The organism is Stenotrophomonas sp. Ps181, from assembly GCF_025697425.1.
GTDB classification, from domain to species: domain Bacteria; phylum Pseudomonadota; class Gammaproteobacteria; order Xanthomonadales; family Xanthomonadaceae; genus Stenotrophomonas; species Stenotrophomonas sepilia.
The window spans coordinates 437,617-451,601 of the sequence record NZ_JAHWBI010000002.1 but is presented as its reverse complement, the minus strand read 5'-3'; the positions used below and the strand labels follow the sequence as shown (position 1 = coordinate 451,601).

At 66.6% G+C, this 13,985-nt stretch carries 15 protein-coding genes and 1 tRNA gene; 10 read left to right on the top strand and 6 right to left on the bottom strand.

From position 1 onward, the window contains the following. Nucleotides 1-41: 41 nt before the first annotated feature. Entirely contained in the window at nucleotides 42-1,994 is a 1,953-nt protein-coding gene (locus tag KXV01_RS05700) for a DNA cytosine methyltransferase (protein WP_263467628.1), read from the top strand. Between the two features lie 17 nt (nucleotides 1,995-2,011). Here the strand turns inward: KXV01_RS05700 and KXV01_RS05695 are convergent, their stop codons facing one another. Then, nucleotides 2,012-2,839, bottom strand: coding sequence for a hypothetical protein (locus KXV01_RS05695; RefSeq protein WP_263467554.1), 828 nt, complete (start codon nucleotides 2,837-2,839; stop codon nucleotides 2,012-2,014). Nucleotides 2,840-3,060: 221 nt separating this feature from the next. Here KXV01_RS05695 and KXV01_RS05690 point away from each other — a divergent pair, with 221 nt between their 5' ends. The 4 genes from KXV01_RS05690 to KXV01_RS05675 are packed head-to-tail and all read left to right on the top strand — an operon-like array spanning nucleotide 3,061 to nucleotide 4,526. Next, a complete protein-coding gene (locus KXV01_RS05690) occupies nucleotides 3,061-3,309 on the top strand; it encodes a hypothetical protein (RefSeq protein WP_263467553.1) in 249 nt (82 codons plus the stop codon). Continuing rightward, entirely contained in the window at nucleotides 3,306-3,878 is a 573-nt protein-coding gene (locus KXV01_RS05685) for a hypothetical protein (RefSeq protein WP_263467552.1), read from the top strand. The genes KXV01_RS05690 and KXV01_RS05685 overlap by 4 nt, the downstream gene beginning before the upstream one ends. Next, complete coding sequence (locus KXV01_RS05680) at nucleotides 3,875-4,285, top strand: hypothetical protein (protein ID WP_263467551.1); 411 nt, start codon at nucleotides 3,875-3,877, stop codon at nucleotides 4,283-4,285. Before KXV01_RS05685 ends, KXV01_RS05680 begins: the two co-directional genes overlap by 4 nt. After that, nucleotides 4,272-4,526, top strand: coding sequence for an AlpA family phage regulatory protein (locus tag KXV01_RS05675; RefSeq protein WP_263467550.1), 255 nt, complete (start codon nucleotides 4,272-4,274; stop codon nucleotides 4,524-4,526). The genes KXV01_RS05680 and KXV01_RS05675 overlap by 14 nt, the downstream gene beginning before the upstream one ends. A 77-nt stretch (nucleotides 4,527-4,603) precedes the next feature. Here the strand turns inward: KXV01_RS05675 and KXV01_RS05670 are convergent. The 4 genes from KXV01_RS05670 to dtd all read right to left on the bottom strand — a co-directional run bounded on the left by KXV01_RS05670 (nucleotide 4,604) and on the right by dtd (nucleotide 7,681). After that, nucleotides 4,604-4,679 (bottom strand) — tRNA-Ile (locus tag KXV01_RS05670). Between the two features lie 40 nt (nucleotides 4,680-4,719). Continuing rightward, entirely contained in the window at nucleotides 4,720-5,031 is a 312-nt protein-coding gene (locus KXV01_RS05665; RefSeq protein ID WP_049438518.1) for a hypothetical protein, read from the bottom strand. A 265-nt stretch (nucleotides 5,032-5,296) separates the two neighbouring features. Further along, complete coding sequence (gene rpoD / locus KXV01_RS05660; protein WP_005419586.1) at nucleotides 5,297-7,150, bottom strand: RNA polymerase sigma factor RpoD; 1,854 nt, start codon at nucleotides 7,148-7,150, stop codon at nucleotides 5,297-5,299. 90 nt (nucleotides 7,151-7,240) lie between these two features. Next, a complete protein-coding gene (gene dtd / locus KXV01_RS05655; RefSeq protein ID WP_049411932.1) occupies nucleotides 7,241-7,681 on the bottom strand; it encodes a D-aminoacyl-tRNA deacylase in 441 nt (146 codons plus the stop codon). 61 nt (nucleotides 7,682-7,742) lie between these two features. Between dtd and KXV01_RS05650 the strand changes: the two genes are divergently transcribed. From KXV01_RS05650 to KXV01_RS05635, 4 genes are all read left to right on the top strand, one after another. Next, nucleotides 7,743-8,663: a lauroyl acyltransferase gene (locus tag KXV01_RS05650; protein ID WP_263467549.1), complete on the top strand. Its 921-nt coding sequence runs from the start codon at nucleotides 7,743-7,745 to the stop codon at nucleotides 8,661-8,663. Nucleotides 8,664-8,750: 87 nt separating this feature from the next. Then, the gene (gene ribA, locus KXV01_RS05645) at nucleotides 8,751-9,887 is read left to right on the top strand and encodes a GTP cyclohydrolase II RibA (protein WP_049411925.1); all 1,137 of its coding nucleotides are present in this window, start codon (nucleotides 8,751-8,753) and stop codon (nucleotides 9,885-9,887) included. A gap of 72 nt (nucleotides 9,888-9,959) precedes the next feature. Further along, nucleotides 9,960-10,460: a PH domain-containing protein gene (locus KXV01_RS05640; protein WP_005419594.1), complete on the top strand. Its 501-nt coding sequence runs from the start codon at nucleotides 9,960-9,962 to the stop codon at nucleotides 10,458-10,460. Continuing rightward, on the top strand, nucleotides 10,457-11,995 hold the full coding sequence (locus tag KXV01_RS05635) for a PH domain-containing protein (RefSeq protein WP_099494894.1): 1,539 nt from the start codon (nucleotides 10,457-10,459) through the stop codon (nucleotides 11,993-11,995). Before KXV01_RS05640 ends, KXV01_RS05635 begins: the two co-directional genes overlap by 4 nt. Nucleotides 11,996-12,113: 118 nt before the next feature. Here KXV01_RS05635 and KXV01_RS05630 read toward each other — a convergent pair whose 3' ends face one another. Then, entirely contained in the window at nucleotides 12,114-13,172 is a 1,059-nt protein-coding gene (locus KXV01_RS05630; RefSeq protein ID WP_049438515.1) for a CDP-glycerol glycerophosphotransferase family protein, read from the bottom strand. On the opposite strand from KXV01_RS05630, the gene KXV01_RS05625 reads away from it, so the two are divergent. Next, on the top strand, nucleotides 13,171-13,977 hold the full coding sequence (locus KXV01_RS05625) for a glycosyltransferase family 2 protein (protein WP_049411918.1): 807 nt from the start codon (nucleotides 13,171-13,173) through the stop codon (nucleotides 13,975-13,977). The two genes, KXV01_RS05630 and KXV01_RS05625, sit on opposite strands and share 2 nt — an antisense overlap. Nucleotides 13,978-13,985: the final 8 nt, after the last annotated feature.

The window sequence follows — 13,985 nt, the reverse complement described above, 5'->3', positions numbered from 1 at the left end:
CAACCGTTGCCTCGTTCAGATCTGTTAAAGGAGGCTCGCAAATGAACATGCCCTCCCGATCCTTCAACTTCCCCCCGCCGCAGCGCTCCCGCCTGCGCCAGGATGAAATCGTGGTGGACCTGTTTGCCGGCGGCGGCGGCGCAAGCGAGGGCCTTAAGCAGGCCTTGGGTATCGATCCCGCTCTGGCCTACAACCACGACGAGCTGGCCATCGGCATGCACGCCGCCAACCACCCGCTGACCCAGCACCACCGTGAGGATATCTGGCACGCCGACCCGCGCGTGGACGTGGCCGGCCGTCCCATCGGCTGGTTCCATGCCTCTCCGGACTGCACGCATTTCAGCCAGGCCAAGGGTGGCCAGCCGCGCAGCAGGAAAACCCGTGCGCTGTCGTGGGTGGTGTTGAAGTGGGTTGGCCAGCTGCTGCGCGCTGATCGCCTGCACGGCACCAAAACCGCGCCGCGCATCATCTCCATGGAGAACGTCTGGCAGATCCTGACCTGGGGCCCGCTGGTAGCAAAGCGCTGCAAGACCACCGGCCGCGTCATCAAGATGGACGGCACCGTTGCAGCGCGCGGCGAGCGCGTTCCGGTGGAGAACCAGCAGCTGGTGCCGGACAAGCGCCACAGCGGCCGCACTTGGCAGCAGTTCGTGGCCGCACTGCGTGTGCTGGGCTACGTGGTCGAGTGGCGCAAGCTGGTGGCCAGCGACTATGGCGCAGGCACCAGCCGCGAACGCCTGTTCCTGCTCGGCCGCCGCGACGGTCAGGCCATCGTGTGGCCCGAGCCGAGCCACGGCCCTGCTCCGGGTCAGAAGCCGCGCGTGACCGCCGCCGACTGCCTGGACTTCTCCATCCCCTGCCCGTCCATCTTCGGCCGCAAACGAGACCTCGCAGATGCGACCATGCGGCGGATCGCGAAGGGCGTAATGCGCCATGTGCTGCAGTCCGCTGATCCGTTCCTCGTGCCGGTGCCACCCATCTGCCGCGACAACAGCAGCGCCGCCGCTGCCTTCATCGCCGAGCACGCGAACAGCAGCCACGCCCTCGGCTCCATGCGCGCGGACGAACCGCTGCGCACGGTATGCGCCGGGGTGAAGGGGGGCCACTTCTCTGTGGTGTCTCCGACGCTTGTCCAGACCGGCTACGGCGAGCGCGAGGGCCAGGCCCCGCGTGCGCTGGACATGCAGCAGCCGCTGGGCACGATTGTCGCGGGCGGAGTGAAGCACGCTGTGGCCGCGCCGCACCTGGTGAAGTTCCGTGGCGACAGCATCGGCACGGCGGCCACCGAGCCCGTGCCGACGATCACTTCTGGTGCTGGTGCAGCTAGGCCGGCCGGCGCAGCGCATGCCCTCGGTGTAGCCGCCACCTCACTGGTAACGCTGCGGCGGAACATGGTCGGCGCCGATGCGCGAACGCCGCTCACCACCGTAGCCGCTCAGGCCGAACACCACGCGGTATCGAGTGCCTTCATGGTCCAGGCCGCACACGGCGAAGGTCGAACTGGCGGCGTCCAACGCTGGGGAACTGGCAGCAAGGATGCTCGCTTACCGGTCGGCACGGTCACTGCCAGTGGCAATGGCGGGCATGCGGTGGCACAGGCGGAGCTGGCACAACTGTCCCCCGAGCACGAAGCAGGTGCCCTGCGAGTTGCCGCGTTCCTGGTGAAGTACTACGGCAGCGGCATCGCCGTGGGGCTGCATGACCCCGTGGACACGGTCACCACCAAGGACCGCCTGGCGCTGGTCACCGTGGTCATCAAGGGCACGCCCTACGTCATCGTTGATATCGGCCTGCGCATGCTCAAACCGCATGAGTTGTTCCGCGCGCAGGGCTTCCCGGTGACCTACATCATCGACCGCACCGCCGACGGAACGGTGCTGAAGACCACTGCGCAGGTTCGAATGTGCGGCAACAGCGTCAGCCCGCCCCCCATGTTCGCGATCGCAGAGGCGAACTTGGACCGGGTGCCGGCCGACATGGCGGTGGCGGCATGACTGACCTCTGTAAAGGGCTACCCAATCTGATAGCCCTCGGGAAGAAGCCCCACGTAGCTCATTCCCGAGACTTCCATCATGAAGGATCCATTCTGGGTTTCGCGTGCCCTTCCTATGAAAAGAACCTTTCTACCAACGAGCCCGGTAATTGCTTCAAGTTGATATCTCGCCTCGAGCTTCTTCGCGAGAGCGGGCAGGATTTCAAATCCCAACGCTGGCTTCGGAGCGCCGTTGAAAACTTGCGTGTTGTAGTACTGATTGGTCCGCGTCAGTTCGCCCCAATATCCTCGGAGCTCACCCACATGTTTCTTACGATCTGCCTTGGGTATTTCTACAAAAAACTCATTCACCGGAATATCGCCGCCAGGCGTAGCGATCACCAAGTTGCTCGTTTTGAAGGTGGGGGCTGCGTACAGCCACTCCAGCAGTTTGTCCGCATTACGTTGAATCTTCGTCTTTGCGGGCTCCCCTCCACCGGCAAATCGCCTGCCACCCCCACCTCGCTCTTGGTGGCCACGCACACCACCGGCTCTACCCTCAGCACCGTCTTCAACACTCATTCCCAAGATGATCTTGGTGTTATCGGCTTCAAGCCTTTGCACGAGGTCGTCTCCGGCCTCACCCCAAGGGTCTTCCGAGCGGACCGCCAGCTGGCAATTGTCGAGGTGCCTTGCTCCGAAACAGGGACCGCGACCGGATACGGAGGCCTTTCGAAAGTACCCCGGCTCTTTGCACTCGTCGCAGATGAAATTACGACGAAGTGCCTGGATCTGCTCTGGGGGCAGAAGCGAGAACTCCAGGGCAATGTGCTTCTGCCCCGTAATGGTGTTGAACGCTAAATCCATACGCCCCCCCCATACGAAAGTTTCTATTTAACTTTCACAATTCTTAAACGCCTCCGCCTCCTAATGCAATCGGATATTCCCTACCCAACGCATGCTCCGACCGATTCACCTGAGCCCACTCCCTCGTTCCGCGGGGCCGGTGCGTGAGTCCCGGCCCAAAGGTCTCGGCTACTAAGGCTGCTCTACGCGGTCCGGCGCCGGTGCACGCGTCGGTTCGCGACATGATCCGCCGCCACTGCCGGGAGCACGGCAAACAGCTGGCCTGCCTTGCGCCGGCCTGGGGCTGCCAGGTGTTCAGCGTTTGGCGCGCATTCGGCCGGACGTCCCGCCCCCTGCAGCCGCATCAGGTCGAGGGCGCGATCACAACGCTGCAGCTGGACGAGTTCGACGCCAACGAACTACGGCTGCGCGCTGCTCGCGAGGCCGGGTGGCACATCGATCCCAAGATGCTGCTCGAGGGCGAGGCATGAGCGGCGATGCCTCGACCATCGGCACAGCACCGCCGCCGACTGCGAGTGACGCCGTGCGCGAGATGCGAGCTGCAGGCCGCGCCGGGCATGCGGTGCCGGCCGATCAGGTGAATCGATGGGCCACCACGCTGATGCGTCTTTTCGGTCAGCAGCGGGCCGTCAGGCTCGAGCAATGGGGCGGATCGTTCTGGTATCAGATCGATGAAAGGCAGTGGTACCGAGCCCTTGCAGCTGGCGAACAGGTCCGGGCTCTTTACACCCAGCCGCTGCTCCACGAGGTCCGCAGGGCCGGCAAAGATCGGGATCACATCTGGTCGGCGGATCGAACGCACTGCACCGTCTGTAACGACCCCTTCGATTGGGCCGATCCGTACTGCAACCCACCCAAGCCGCCGACGCCCATCGCGCTGAAACCCCAGCCGTTCAATCCGTCCTGGGTTCTCCCGCTGCTCGACCGACTGGAGCGAGCGTTGAAGCGTGAAGGCAAGCGGGAAAGGGACGAGTGGGGTTTCCGAATTGCGCAGATGCGTAAGTCAATCGAAGAGCATACGAAGGAGAAATCACATTGACCGTTGAGCACATCGAGGCCGCCGCGGGCGAGCGGTCACCACTGATCCACCAGCAGCGCGCGGCCATAGCGGTTGCAGCAGCGCTCGAAACCGCCCTGACCAGCACGCGCCCCGCTAGCGGCGGCGGCCGCGCATTGACCTTCACGTTTGCCGGCGAGCCGCAGCTGCAGGCCGCGTGCGACGCCTGGCGCGCATACGCCCTCGCCACCATCGACACGCCGGCGCCACTGGCGGCGACAGCGACCCAGCGGCTTACGGCCCAGATCGGCCTCGCCCTTTTCGATGACCCCACAATGGACCTGACACAGATCGCAAACCTTGTGACCACGGCACGGTCGGATTCGCACACTGCGCTGCTGTTGGCGACCACCACTGAAGTAACGGAGGCCCGAGATGGGCGCAGCTGAGAACATGCCCGAAGTCCTGCTGAAGCTCGAGCAGGTCGAAGCCCAGACCGGGATGAAGAAGAGCTACATCTACCGCGAGATGGAGAAGGGCACTTTCCCGCCCAGGCACAAGGTCGGCGGCGGCACTCGCTGGTACCAGAGCGACATCCAGCGTTGGATCCGCGCACGTAGGAGCGCCCCGCAGTGGACGCCCGAGGATGTGGGGCGACCAGCGGCCAACTGCGACAGCAGCGGAGCGTAAACGGTCACCGAGCGGTCACCGTGCGGCGCTGGCTTGACGAAGAAGGCACTGCGGATGATCCTAAGTGCCTGATTCGATGGTGGGCCCATCAGGATTCGAACCTGAAACCAAGGGATTATGAGTCCCCTGCTCTAACCGTTGAGCTATAGGCCCTGCGCAGCGCCACAGTGTAGTGGAGGCCACGCTCGATCGGCTACCCGGCAGCAGCCAGAGCCTCAGCAACACGCCCCAACCGCTTCTCCGCCACGTCCACAAACCACATCTGCCGACGCAGATGTGCCTGGAACAGCGCCACCGTCCTCCTGGCCTCTTCCAGTCCCTGCTGGTTGTCGCCGCTGAAGCCGGCAGGCAATCCAGCCTCAGACAGCGTCAGCAGCGCATACGTCGTCCGACGTGCAAACCCCAACGGATCCTCACACTCATCCCGCATCACCTCATCCCGGTTCAGCAGCAGCGGGAAATCGATTTGCACGGGCTCAGGCATATCGTGCTCCACGTCATTCATGGCGTGACTCCAGATGCATGACGAATCAGTGCCGCAGGCCGCATGTGATGTACGTGACCTGCTGCGCGCTTGCATCAGCGCCGATGAAGATCGGCCTGCCTACGCGATGTGTTGAGCATCTGCACGGTCAGCGTGCGGCCGCCGCGGGACGTAATCAAATGGCAGGTGCGACATCGTCAGGATCCGATCGGCATGGCCGGGAGCTACCAAAGAAAAACCCCGCACCAGGCGGGGTTTTTCTCAACGCTTCAACAGCCGCTGGCTATCAATCGATATCCAGGAAGCTGCGCAGCTGCTCCGAGCGGCTCGGGTGACGCAGTTTGCGCAGGGCCTTTGCTTCGATCTGGCGGATGCGCTCGCGGGTCACGTCGAACTGCTTGCCGACCTCTTCCAGCGTGTGGTCGGTATTCATGTCGATGCCGAAGCGCATGCGCAGCACCTTGGCTTCCCTCGGGGTGAGGCCGGCCAGCACGTCGCGCACGGTTTCAGACAGGTTGATGTTGGTGGTGTTCTCGATCGGGGACTCCACGTTGGTGTCCTCGATGAAGTCGCCCAGATGGGAATCCTCGTCGTCGCCGATCGGGGTTTCCATCGAGATCGGCTCCTTGGCGATCTTCATCACCTTGCGGATCTTGTCTTCCGGCATGTCCATTTCCTTGGCCAGCTCCTCCGGCGTAGCCTCGCGGCCGTACTGCTGGAGCATCTGGCGGGAAATGCGGTTCAACTTGTTGATCGTCTCGATCATGTGCACCGGGATACGGATGGTGCGCGCCTGGTCGGCGATCGAGCGGGTGATCGCCTGGCGGATCCACCAGGTGGCGTAGGTCGAGAACTTGTAGCCGCGGCGGTACTCGAACTTGTCCACGGCCTTCATCAGGCCGATGTTGCCTTCCTGGATCAGGTCGAGGAACTGCAGGCCACGGTTGGTGTACTTCTTGGCAATCGAGATCACCAGGCGCAGGTTGGCCTCGACCATTTCCTTCTTGGCCTTGCGCGCCTTGGCTTCGCCGTAGGCCATGGCACGGCTGATTTCCTTCAGCTCTTCCAGGTCCAGCTGGGTCAGCTTCTCGATGTCGATCGTCGCCTGCTGTTCGGCGATGATCTGGTCCTTCACTTCGCGCAGGGCCGACGACCACTTCTGCTTGCGCTTCAGTGCGTCTTCCACCCACTCCAGATTGGTCTGGTTGCCTTCCCAGGAACGGATGAAGTCCTTGCGCGGCATGCGCGCGGTGACGGTGGCCAGGTTCAGCACACGGCGCTCATGCGACTTGATGTCGGCCATGGTGTCGCGCAGCTGCTTGGTCAGCACGTCGGTCAGCGGCAGCGGCAGCTTCAGGGTGACGAACACCGCCGACATCTCTTCGCGCAGGCGCGGCAGGTTCTTCTTGTCGCCCTTGGTCGCGGCCTTCTTGAAAGCGTTGAAGGCATCGCTCAGTGCCTGCATGCGCGCGGCGACTTCCTCCGGATCCGGACCGGTCGGTGCGGCTTCTTCATCGCCACCGTCGACATCGTCGTCCTCGTCCTCGTCGCCTTCGGCGTCCGCATCGGCGCTGTCATCGGCAACGACCGCCGGCGGTGCCGGCTCTTCGTCGACCAGGTCGTTGAAGCCGACGATCACTTCGGCCAGGCGCTTCTTGCCTTCCTTGTGGGCTTCGTAGTCGTTCAGCAGCGACTCGACCGAGACCGGGAACTGGCCGAGGGCGGCCTGGACCTGCGAAAGGCCTTCCTCGATGCGCTTGGCGATGGCGATTTCGCCTTCGCGGGTCAGCAGCTCGACGGTGCCCATTTCGCGCATGTACATGCGCACCGGGTCGGTGGTACGGCCACCTTCGGTGTCGAGCGCGCTCAGCGCGGCGGCAGCTTCTTCAGCCGCGGTGTCATCGACTTCGCGGTTGCCGGTGTTGCCATCGTTGAGAAGCAGGGTTTCCACATCCGGCGCAACTTCATGGACATCGATGCCCATGCCGTTGATCATGCCGATGATGTCTTCGATCTGTTCCGGGTCGACCATGTCGTCCGGCAGATGGTCATTGACTTCGGCGTAGGTCAGGTAGCCCTGTTCCAGGCCCTTGCTGATCAGTTGCTTGATTTCGGATTGGGCAGGACGTTCGTTGGCCATGTAGTGCTCGCGCCACCGGCTAGGGAGAAATAGGGAACGTAGCATTATACCAGCCCGGGGCCCCGCCTGCCGGGCGGTGGTCCCGCAGGCTCAGGGCCTGAGAAGGAAGGTCACGGGACCGTCATTGACCAGGCTGACGACCATATGGGCACCAAATCGGCCCGTTTCCACCCCGGGCGCGTGATTTTCACGACAGATGTCGACAAATCGATTGAACCCGCGTTCAGCCTCGTCCGGCGGTGCGGCGGTCGTGAAGCTGGGGCGCATGCCCGAACGGGTATCGGCGGCCAGGGTGAACTGGCTGACCAGCAGCAGGCCGCCGCCGGTGTCGCGCAGCGACCGGTTCATCTTCCCGGCCTCGTCGGCGAATACCCGGTAGCCCAGCAGGCGCTCGGCCATCCGTCGCAGCTGGGCCTCGGTATCGCCCGGTTCCATGCCGACCAGGGCCAGCAGGCCGGGACCGATCTGCCCCACCACTTCCTCGTCGACATGGACGGCGGCCTGGCTGACGCGCTGGATCAGGACGAGCATCGTGGGCTTCCAATGAACAGGGCCGGCCACGATAGCAGCGCCCTTGGCTAAACTGGCGCCGATGAATCCGCAACGCAAAGCCCGGCTGGTCTACCGCGCCACCACCCTGTTCGCCCGCCTGCCCTGGCCAGTCCTGCGGGGGTTCGCGCATGCCCTGGCGTGGACGTGGGTCCGTCTCAACGCTCGCGAGAGCCGCGTCACCCGGCGCAACCTGGAACTGGCCTACCCGGAACTGGACGGTCCGGCGCGCGACCGCCTGCACCGCGAGCTGCTGCGCTCCACCGCCCTGCAGGCCATCGAGACTCTGCGGCTGTGGAGCCGGAGGCCGGCCGACAACCTGCACCTGCACCTGACGCAGCGCCACGGCGAAGCCCTGTACGACGCGGCGCTGGCCAGCGGCAAGGGCGTGATCGTGGCCGCACCCCACTTCGGCAACTGGGAGCTGCTGAACCAGTGGCTGGCCTCGCGCGGGCACATCGCCATCGTCTACAAGCCTCCGGAGGACGAGGCCAGCGACGCCTTCCTGCAGCTGGTGCGCGGCGGCCAGAACGTGCAGCAGGTGCGCGCCGAGGGCCCCGCCGTGCGCCAGCTGTTCAAGGTACTCAAGGACGGTGGTGCCACCGGCATCCTGCCCGACCAGCAACCCAAGGCCGGCGACGGCGTGTTCGTGCCGTTCTTCGGCGTGCAGGCACTGACCATGACCCTGGTCAACCGGCTGGCCGAGCGCACCGGCGCCACCGTGCTGTATGGCTGGTGCGAGCGCATCGGGCCGGACATGGAATTCGCCCTGCACATCGAGCCGACCGACCCGGCCGTGGCCGACCCGGACCCGGAGGTGGCGGCCACCGCGCTCAACGCCGGCATCGAGCGCATCGCCCGCCGCGACCCGACGCAGTACCAATGGACCTACAAGCGCTATACGCTGCGGCCACCGGGCAGCGGCGAGGAAGACCCTTACGCGACCGAAGAGCATCCGCACTGACGGTCGCACCACGCGGGCCCGTCCGGCCCCTGCGACCGGCGGCCGCACCACGTTGAATATGACGCCGTCGCCCCCATAGAGACTGCGATGTCCGCCTCCCCCGGTCCTGCCATGCCTGCTGCCTCTTCCCTGTTCGGCGACCCCGCCGCGATCCGCTGCGAACGCGCGGTGGCCGAACTGCGTGCCGGTCGCCCGGTACTGCTCCACGATGGCCAGGGCCAGCGCCTGGCGGTAATTGCACTGGACAGCGCCACTGCCAGCAGCTTCGCCACGTTCGCCGGTGCCGCGCGCGAGCGCCACTACCTGTTCCTGACCGCCACCCGCGCCCGCGTGCTCGGCGTGGAAGCGCCGGAAGGCGCGCGCCTGCCGCTGGCCGGCATTGCCTTCGATACCCTGCCCTCGCTGGGTTACCTGCGCGAGCCCGGCCCGATGCCCGACGGCTGGGCAGCCGGCGACGCCTTCGATGCCGGCGCGGTCGAGCTGGCCCGCCTGGGCCTGCTGCTGCCGGCGATGGTCGCGGTGCGCCTGGACGTGGATGACCACACTTTCGACGGTGCCGCCGAGGTGGCCCTGTGCGACCTGGCCGAAGGCGCAGCACATGCGGCCCACGACTACGAACTGGTGGCGCGTTCGCCGGTACCGCTGCGCGACGTCGGCATGACCACCTTCGCGGTGTTCCGCGGCGGCGTGGCCCAGCGTGACCAGGTCGCGATCATCGTCGGCGAACCGGACCTGTCGGCGGTGGTACCGGTACGCGTGCACTCCTCGTGCCTGACCGGCGACCTGTTCGGCTCGCTCAAGTGCGACTGCGGCGACCAGCTGCGGCGCGGCCTGCGCAAGCTGAAGGAACTGGGCGGTGGCGTGCTGCTGTACCTGGACCAGGAAGGCCGCGGCACCGGCATCGCCGCCAAGATGCGCGCCTACGGCTACCAGCACGACGGCCTGGACACCATCGACGCCGATGCACAGCTGGGCTTCGGTGCCGACGAACGCCGCTACGGCAGTGCGGTGGCGATGCTGCATGGCCTGGGCATTTCGCGCGTGGCTCTGCTCAGCAACAACCCGACCAAGGCACAGCGCCTGCGCAATGCCGGCATCGAGGTGCTGGACTGCATTCCGGTCACCGGCGAGATCACCGCCGAAAACGAACACTACCTGCGCACCAAGGCCGATCGTGCTGGCCACCTGCTGGATGTCGATGCGCTGATCCAGGCTGCCCAGTAACACAGCCGACCTGCTACCGTCTGCGCGGTGCGGCCACCGCCGCCGCTCGCCCTGCCACCTGACGGAGCCCGCGTGACCGACGTCGCCCCCATCGCCCCGACCACCGAAGCCTGGCAATCGCTACCACAACGTGCCGCCCGCCTGGCCGCACTGGAAGGCGCCTTCGGCGGACTGTTCGTGCCGGGTCTGCCACTGGCCGCAGCTGCCTGGTTCTTCGATCTGCCCGGCGGCCTGTGGACTGCCGCCCTGGGGCTGCTGATCGGCATCCTCTTCGGCGCCTGGCTCGGCCGCCGGCGACTGACCCGCACCCGCTGGCGCCTGGATGACCAGGGCCTGGGCCTGCGCCGCGACCTGATGTGGCAGCTGGAAACCCGCATTCCCATATCGCGCGTACAGCACCTGGACCTGCGCCGGGGCCCGTTGGAGCGCCGCGCCGGCCTGGCCACGCTGATCGTGCACACTGCCGGTACCCGCATGAGCGCGGTCACCGTCAACGGCCTGGATGAGGCCGACGCCGAGCGCCTGCGCGACACCCTCTCGCACCAGCTCGACCAGGACGCCGACGCCCTGTGAGCCTGCCGCCGCCCCTGCCCGCATCGCTGCCTGCCGGTGGCGAGGATCATCGCCTGCACCCGTGGTCGTGGCTGTTCGTGCTGCTGATGCAGCTGCGCCACTACTTCCTGCCGCTGGTCGCGCTGCTGGTGTTCGGCCAGCGTGGCGAGCGCGACCCGATGTGGGCGCAGTTGATTCCACTGTCGGCGATCGCGGCACTGGTGCTGGTCTCGGTGCTGCAGTACCTCAGCTACCGCTACCGCATCGGCAGCGATGCCATCACCGTGCGCAGCGGGCTGCTGGCGCGCAACCGCCGCGAGATCCCGTTCGCCCGCATCCACAACGTGGAAGTGCGGCAGAACCCGTTGCACCGGCTGTTCGGTGTGGCCGAGCTGCGCCTGGAATCGGCCGGCGGCGTGCGGCCGGAAGCCGAGATGCGGGTACTGAAGCTGGACCAGGCGCTGGCGCTGGAACGGCTGGTGCGCCAGCGTGGGCAGGCACCGCAGACCGCCGACGTGGTCGCCACTCCCTCGATCACCGGGGCCGACACCGAACAGGTGCTGCTGCGCCTGTCGAGCTGGGACGTAGTGCGCATGGGCCTGCTCTCCAACCGCGGATGGGCACTGGCGATCGCCGCCTTCGGCGTGCTGTTCCAGACCGTGCCGCGCCCGGTGATGGACGCGGCCATCCAGCGTGGTGGCAGGGAGGCCTTCGGCTACGCAAGCCACCTGCATCCCGGCATGGCCGGCGCCTTCCTGCTGCTGGCCGCAGCCCTGCTGCTGGGCTGGCTGGCGCTGCGTGCGTTGTCGGTGGTGCTGACCCTGCTGCGCTATCACGGCTTCACTCTCAGCGAGCAGGATCGCCGGCTGACCGTCTCGGCTGGCCTGGTCAGCCGAACCCGCAGCAGTGTCGCGCGTCGCCGCATCCAGGCCTGGACGCTGTACGAGACCACCCTGCATCGCTGGTTCGGCCTGCGCCAGCTGCGCGTCGACAGCGCCGCCGGCGGCCCTTCGCGGGACCAGGACCGCGCTCTGCGCGAGCTGGCACCGCTGGCCCCGGCAATGCGCTGCGAGCAGTTGGTGCAGCACCTGTTGCCTCAACTGCAGTGGCCACCGGCGCAATGGCAGTCCATTCCGCAGCGTGGCTGGTGGCGGCTGTGCCTGGGTGCGCTGCTGCTGGTCCCCGTGCTGGCCGCAGCCGCGTACTGGCGCTGGGGATCATGGGGCCTGATCGTGCTGGCCTGGCTGCCGCTGGCGCTGCTGGTGGCACATCGGCAGATGGCGCGCATGGGCTGGTATCTGGATGACCACTACGTCGCCGTGCGCGGCGGCTGGTGGAAGCGCTGGTGGCGCTGGGCCGAGCTGGACAAGGTGCAGGGCCTGCGCCTGCTGCGCTCGCCACTGGACAAGCTGTTGGGCACCAGCAGCCTGCAGCTGGATACCGCCGGCGCGCATGGTGATGTGGCGTTGATCCTGCACTACCTGCCGCAGGCGCAGGCGCAACAGGTGATGGATCAACTGGCGGCCGCGCTGGCGCGGCGCAAGCTGCGCTGGTAGGGAGTGCCGGCCGCTGGCCGGCAACCGCACACATCCCCGAGGTTGCCGGCCAGCGGCCGGCACTACCGCGGCGAGCGGGATCGCGCATCCACGCATGGCGTGTATCCGCATCAACCCATCAGCGCTGCGACGGCCCCCAATACCCCAGGTCCTTGCGGATCTGCAGGTCGCGCACCCAGCTGCCGAACGGCTTGCGCCGCAGCACGCCCATTTCACCGGACAGGAAATCCTCGGTAGCCGCAATCACGCGCTCGCTGGACAGGCCATCGCGGTACGGATGGATGGCATCGGCGTAGCGCACGATCTCCGCCTGCAGCGCGGCGTCGGGATGCAGCGCGCGCTGCAGCATCGCCGGCAGCTGCACCGGGTCGTCGAAGTCGATCATGTGCGGCTTGGGCACCCGGTTGCGGAAGGTCACTACCGGCTTGTGCTGGACGATGAACTCCGAAACGATCGACGAGGTATCCGACACCAGCACATCGGCGGCGCGCTGTGCGGCCATCACCTGCTCCGGCTCGATGAAGCGCGCATTGGCACCGGCCAGCGCGCGGTAGCGTTCGAACAATTCCGGTGGGCACTTCGGGTGCAGGGTCAGCAGCCAGTAGCGGTTGCCTTCGGCGATGTCGGCGGCGATCTGCGCATGCAGGTGCGGGGCTGCGCTCAGGCGTTCGGTGAAGGTCGAGCCGAACAGGATCACCGGGCGTCCTCCAGCGGCGGCGCGCAGCGCGGCGCTCTCGCCACCGTCGTCGCGGAACAGCGGATCCAGCTTTGGCCAGCCGGTCTCGGCCACCGCGAAGTGGCCCTGCAGGGCCGCGATCTCACGGAACGGCGCGGTGGTGGCCGGCCCCTGCGTGCAGTAAAGGTCGAACATGCCGCGCACCCGGAAGTGGCCGCGCGCGCTGTCGCGCTTCTCCACGTTGAAGCCATGGAACAGCTGCACCTTGGCTCCCGAAAGGAAGGTCGGCACCCAGTTGGCGGCGCTGAACACCGCCCGCGGCCGCAGTGCCAGCGCCTGCTTGAGGCCGATGTTGGGCACTCCTGGCAGCTGGCTGCCGGCCGCGCCGCCCTCGAACCAGGCTGCCACCTCCTGCCCGGAGGCGTGCAAGGCCTGCGCCAACGGGGCGAGAATAGGCAGCGCATAGCGCTCCGTCGCAAACAACAGGTACCCGGCCATCATGTCCTCCACGACCGCTCCCATCGAACGGCCTCGCATCTCGGCCTGCATTATCGCGTTCAACGAGGCCGGCCGCATCGGCGACTGCCTGGCCTCGCTGGCCTTCTGCGATGAGATCGTCGTCGTGGACTCCTACTCCACCGATGCCACCGTGGCCATCGCCGAGGCCGCAGGCGCCCGCGTGCTGCAGCGCCCGTTCGACGGCTTCCGCAGCCAGAAGGCGTACTGCGTCGAGCAGGCCGGCCACGACTGGGTGCTGTGCCTGGACGCCGATGAGCGGATCAGCCCGGAACTGCGTGCGGCCATCGAACAGGCCCGCGACGGTGGCTTCGCTGGCCATGCCGGCTATCGCTTCGCACGCCTGTCGGAGTACTTCGGCAAGTTCCTGCGCCATGGCAATGCCTACCCGGACCGGGTGATGCGCCTGTTCGACCGCCGCCGTGGCGGCTGGCGCGGCAAGCGCGAGATCCACGAGGCCGCCAGCGTCGATGGCAGTGTCGGTACCCTGCGCGGCGACCTGGTCCACTATCCCTACCGCTCCTTGCAGCAACAGCTGGCCAAGACCGAGAAGTACGCGCGGATGATGGCCGAGCACGAGTTCGCGCGCGGCAAACGTGCCACGCTGGGCAAGCTGGTGCTGGCACCGGCCTGGCGGTTCTGGCGCGGCTTCGTGTTCCGTGGCGGCTTCCGCGACGGCTGGCATGGCCTGGTCTACGCCTATGTGCGCGCCAACTACGTGCGCCAGAAGACCATCATGCTGTGGATGCTGGGCAACGGCCAGGCCGTGGCTGATCCGCCCAGTCCCTGATCGCCGGG

Bases quoted from the DNA above. Each gene is read 5' to 3' on its own strand.
- KXV01_RS05625 (WP_049411918.1), top strand. From the start codon at position 13,171: ATGTCCTCCACGACCGCTCCCATCGAACGGCCTCGCATCTCGGCCTGC.
- KXV01_RS05695 (WP_263467554.1), bottom strand. From the start codon at position 2,839: ATGGATTTAGCGTTCAACACCATTACGGGGCAGAAGCACATTGCCCTG.
- KXV01_RS05685 (WP_263467552.1), top strand. From the start codon at position 3,306: ATGAGCGGCGATGCCTCGACCATCGGCACAGCACCGCCGCCGACTGCG.
- KXV01_RS05675 (WP_263467550.1), top strand. From the start codon at position 4,272: ATGGGCGCAGCTGAGAACATGCCCGAAGTCCTGCTGAAGCTCGAGCAG.
- rpoD (WP_005419586.1), bottom strand. From the start codon at position 7,150: ATGGCCAACGAACGTCCTGCCCAATCCGAAATCAAGCAACTGATCAGC.
- KXV01_RS05630 (WP_049438515.1), bottom strand. From the start codon at position 13,172: ATGATGGCCGGGTACCTGTTGTTTGCGACGGAGCGCTATGCGCTGCCT.
- KXV01_RS05665 (WP_049438518.1), bottom strand. From the start codon at position 5,031: ATGAATGACGTGGAGCACGATATGCCTGAGCCCGTGCAAATCGATTTC.
- KXV01_RS05650 (WP_263467549.1), top strand. From the start codon at position 7,743: ATGAATCCGCAACGCAAAGCCCGGCTGGTCTACCGCGCCACCACCCTG.
- KXV01_RS05700 (WP_263467628.1), top strand. From the start codon at position 42: ATGAACATGCCCTCCCGATCCTTCAACTTCCCCCCGCCGCAGCGCTCC.
- dtd (WP_049411932.1), bottom strand. From the start codon at position 7,681: ATGCTCGTCCTGATCCAGCGCGTCAGCCAGGCCGCCGTCCATGTCGAC.
- ribA (WP_049411925.1), top strand. From the start codon at position 8,751: ATGTCCGCCTCCCCCGGTCCTGCCATGCCTGCTGCCTCTTCCCTGTTC.
- KXV01_RS05690 (WP_263467553.1), top strand. From the start codon at position 3,061: ATGATCCGCCGCCACTGCCGGGAGCACGGCAAACAGCTGGCCTGCCTT.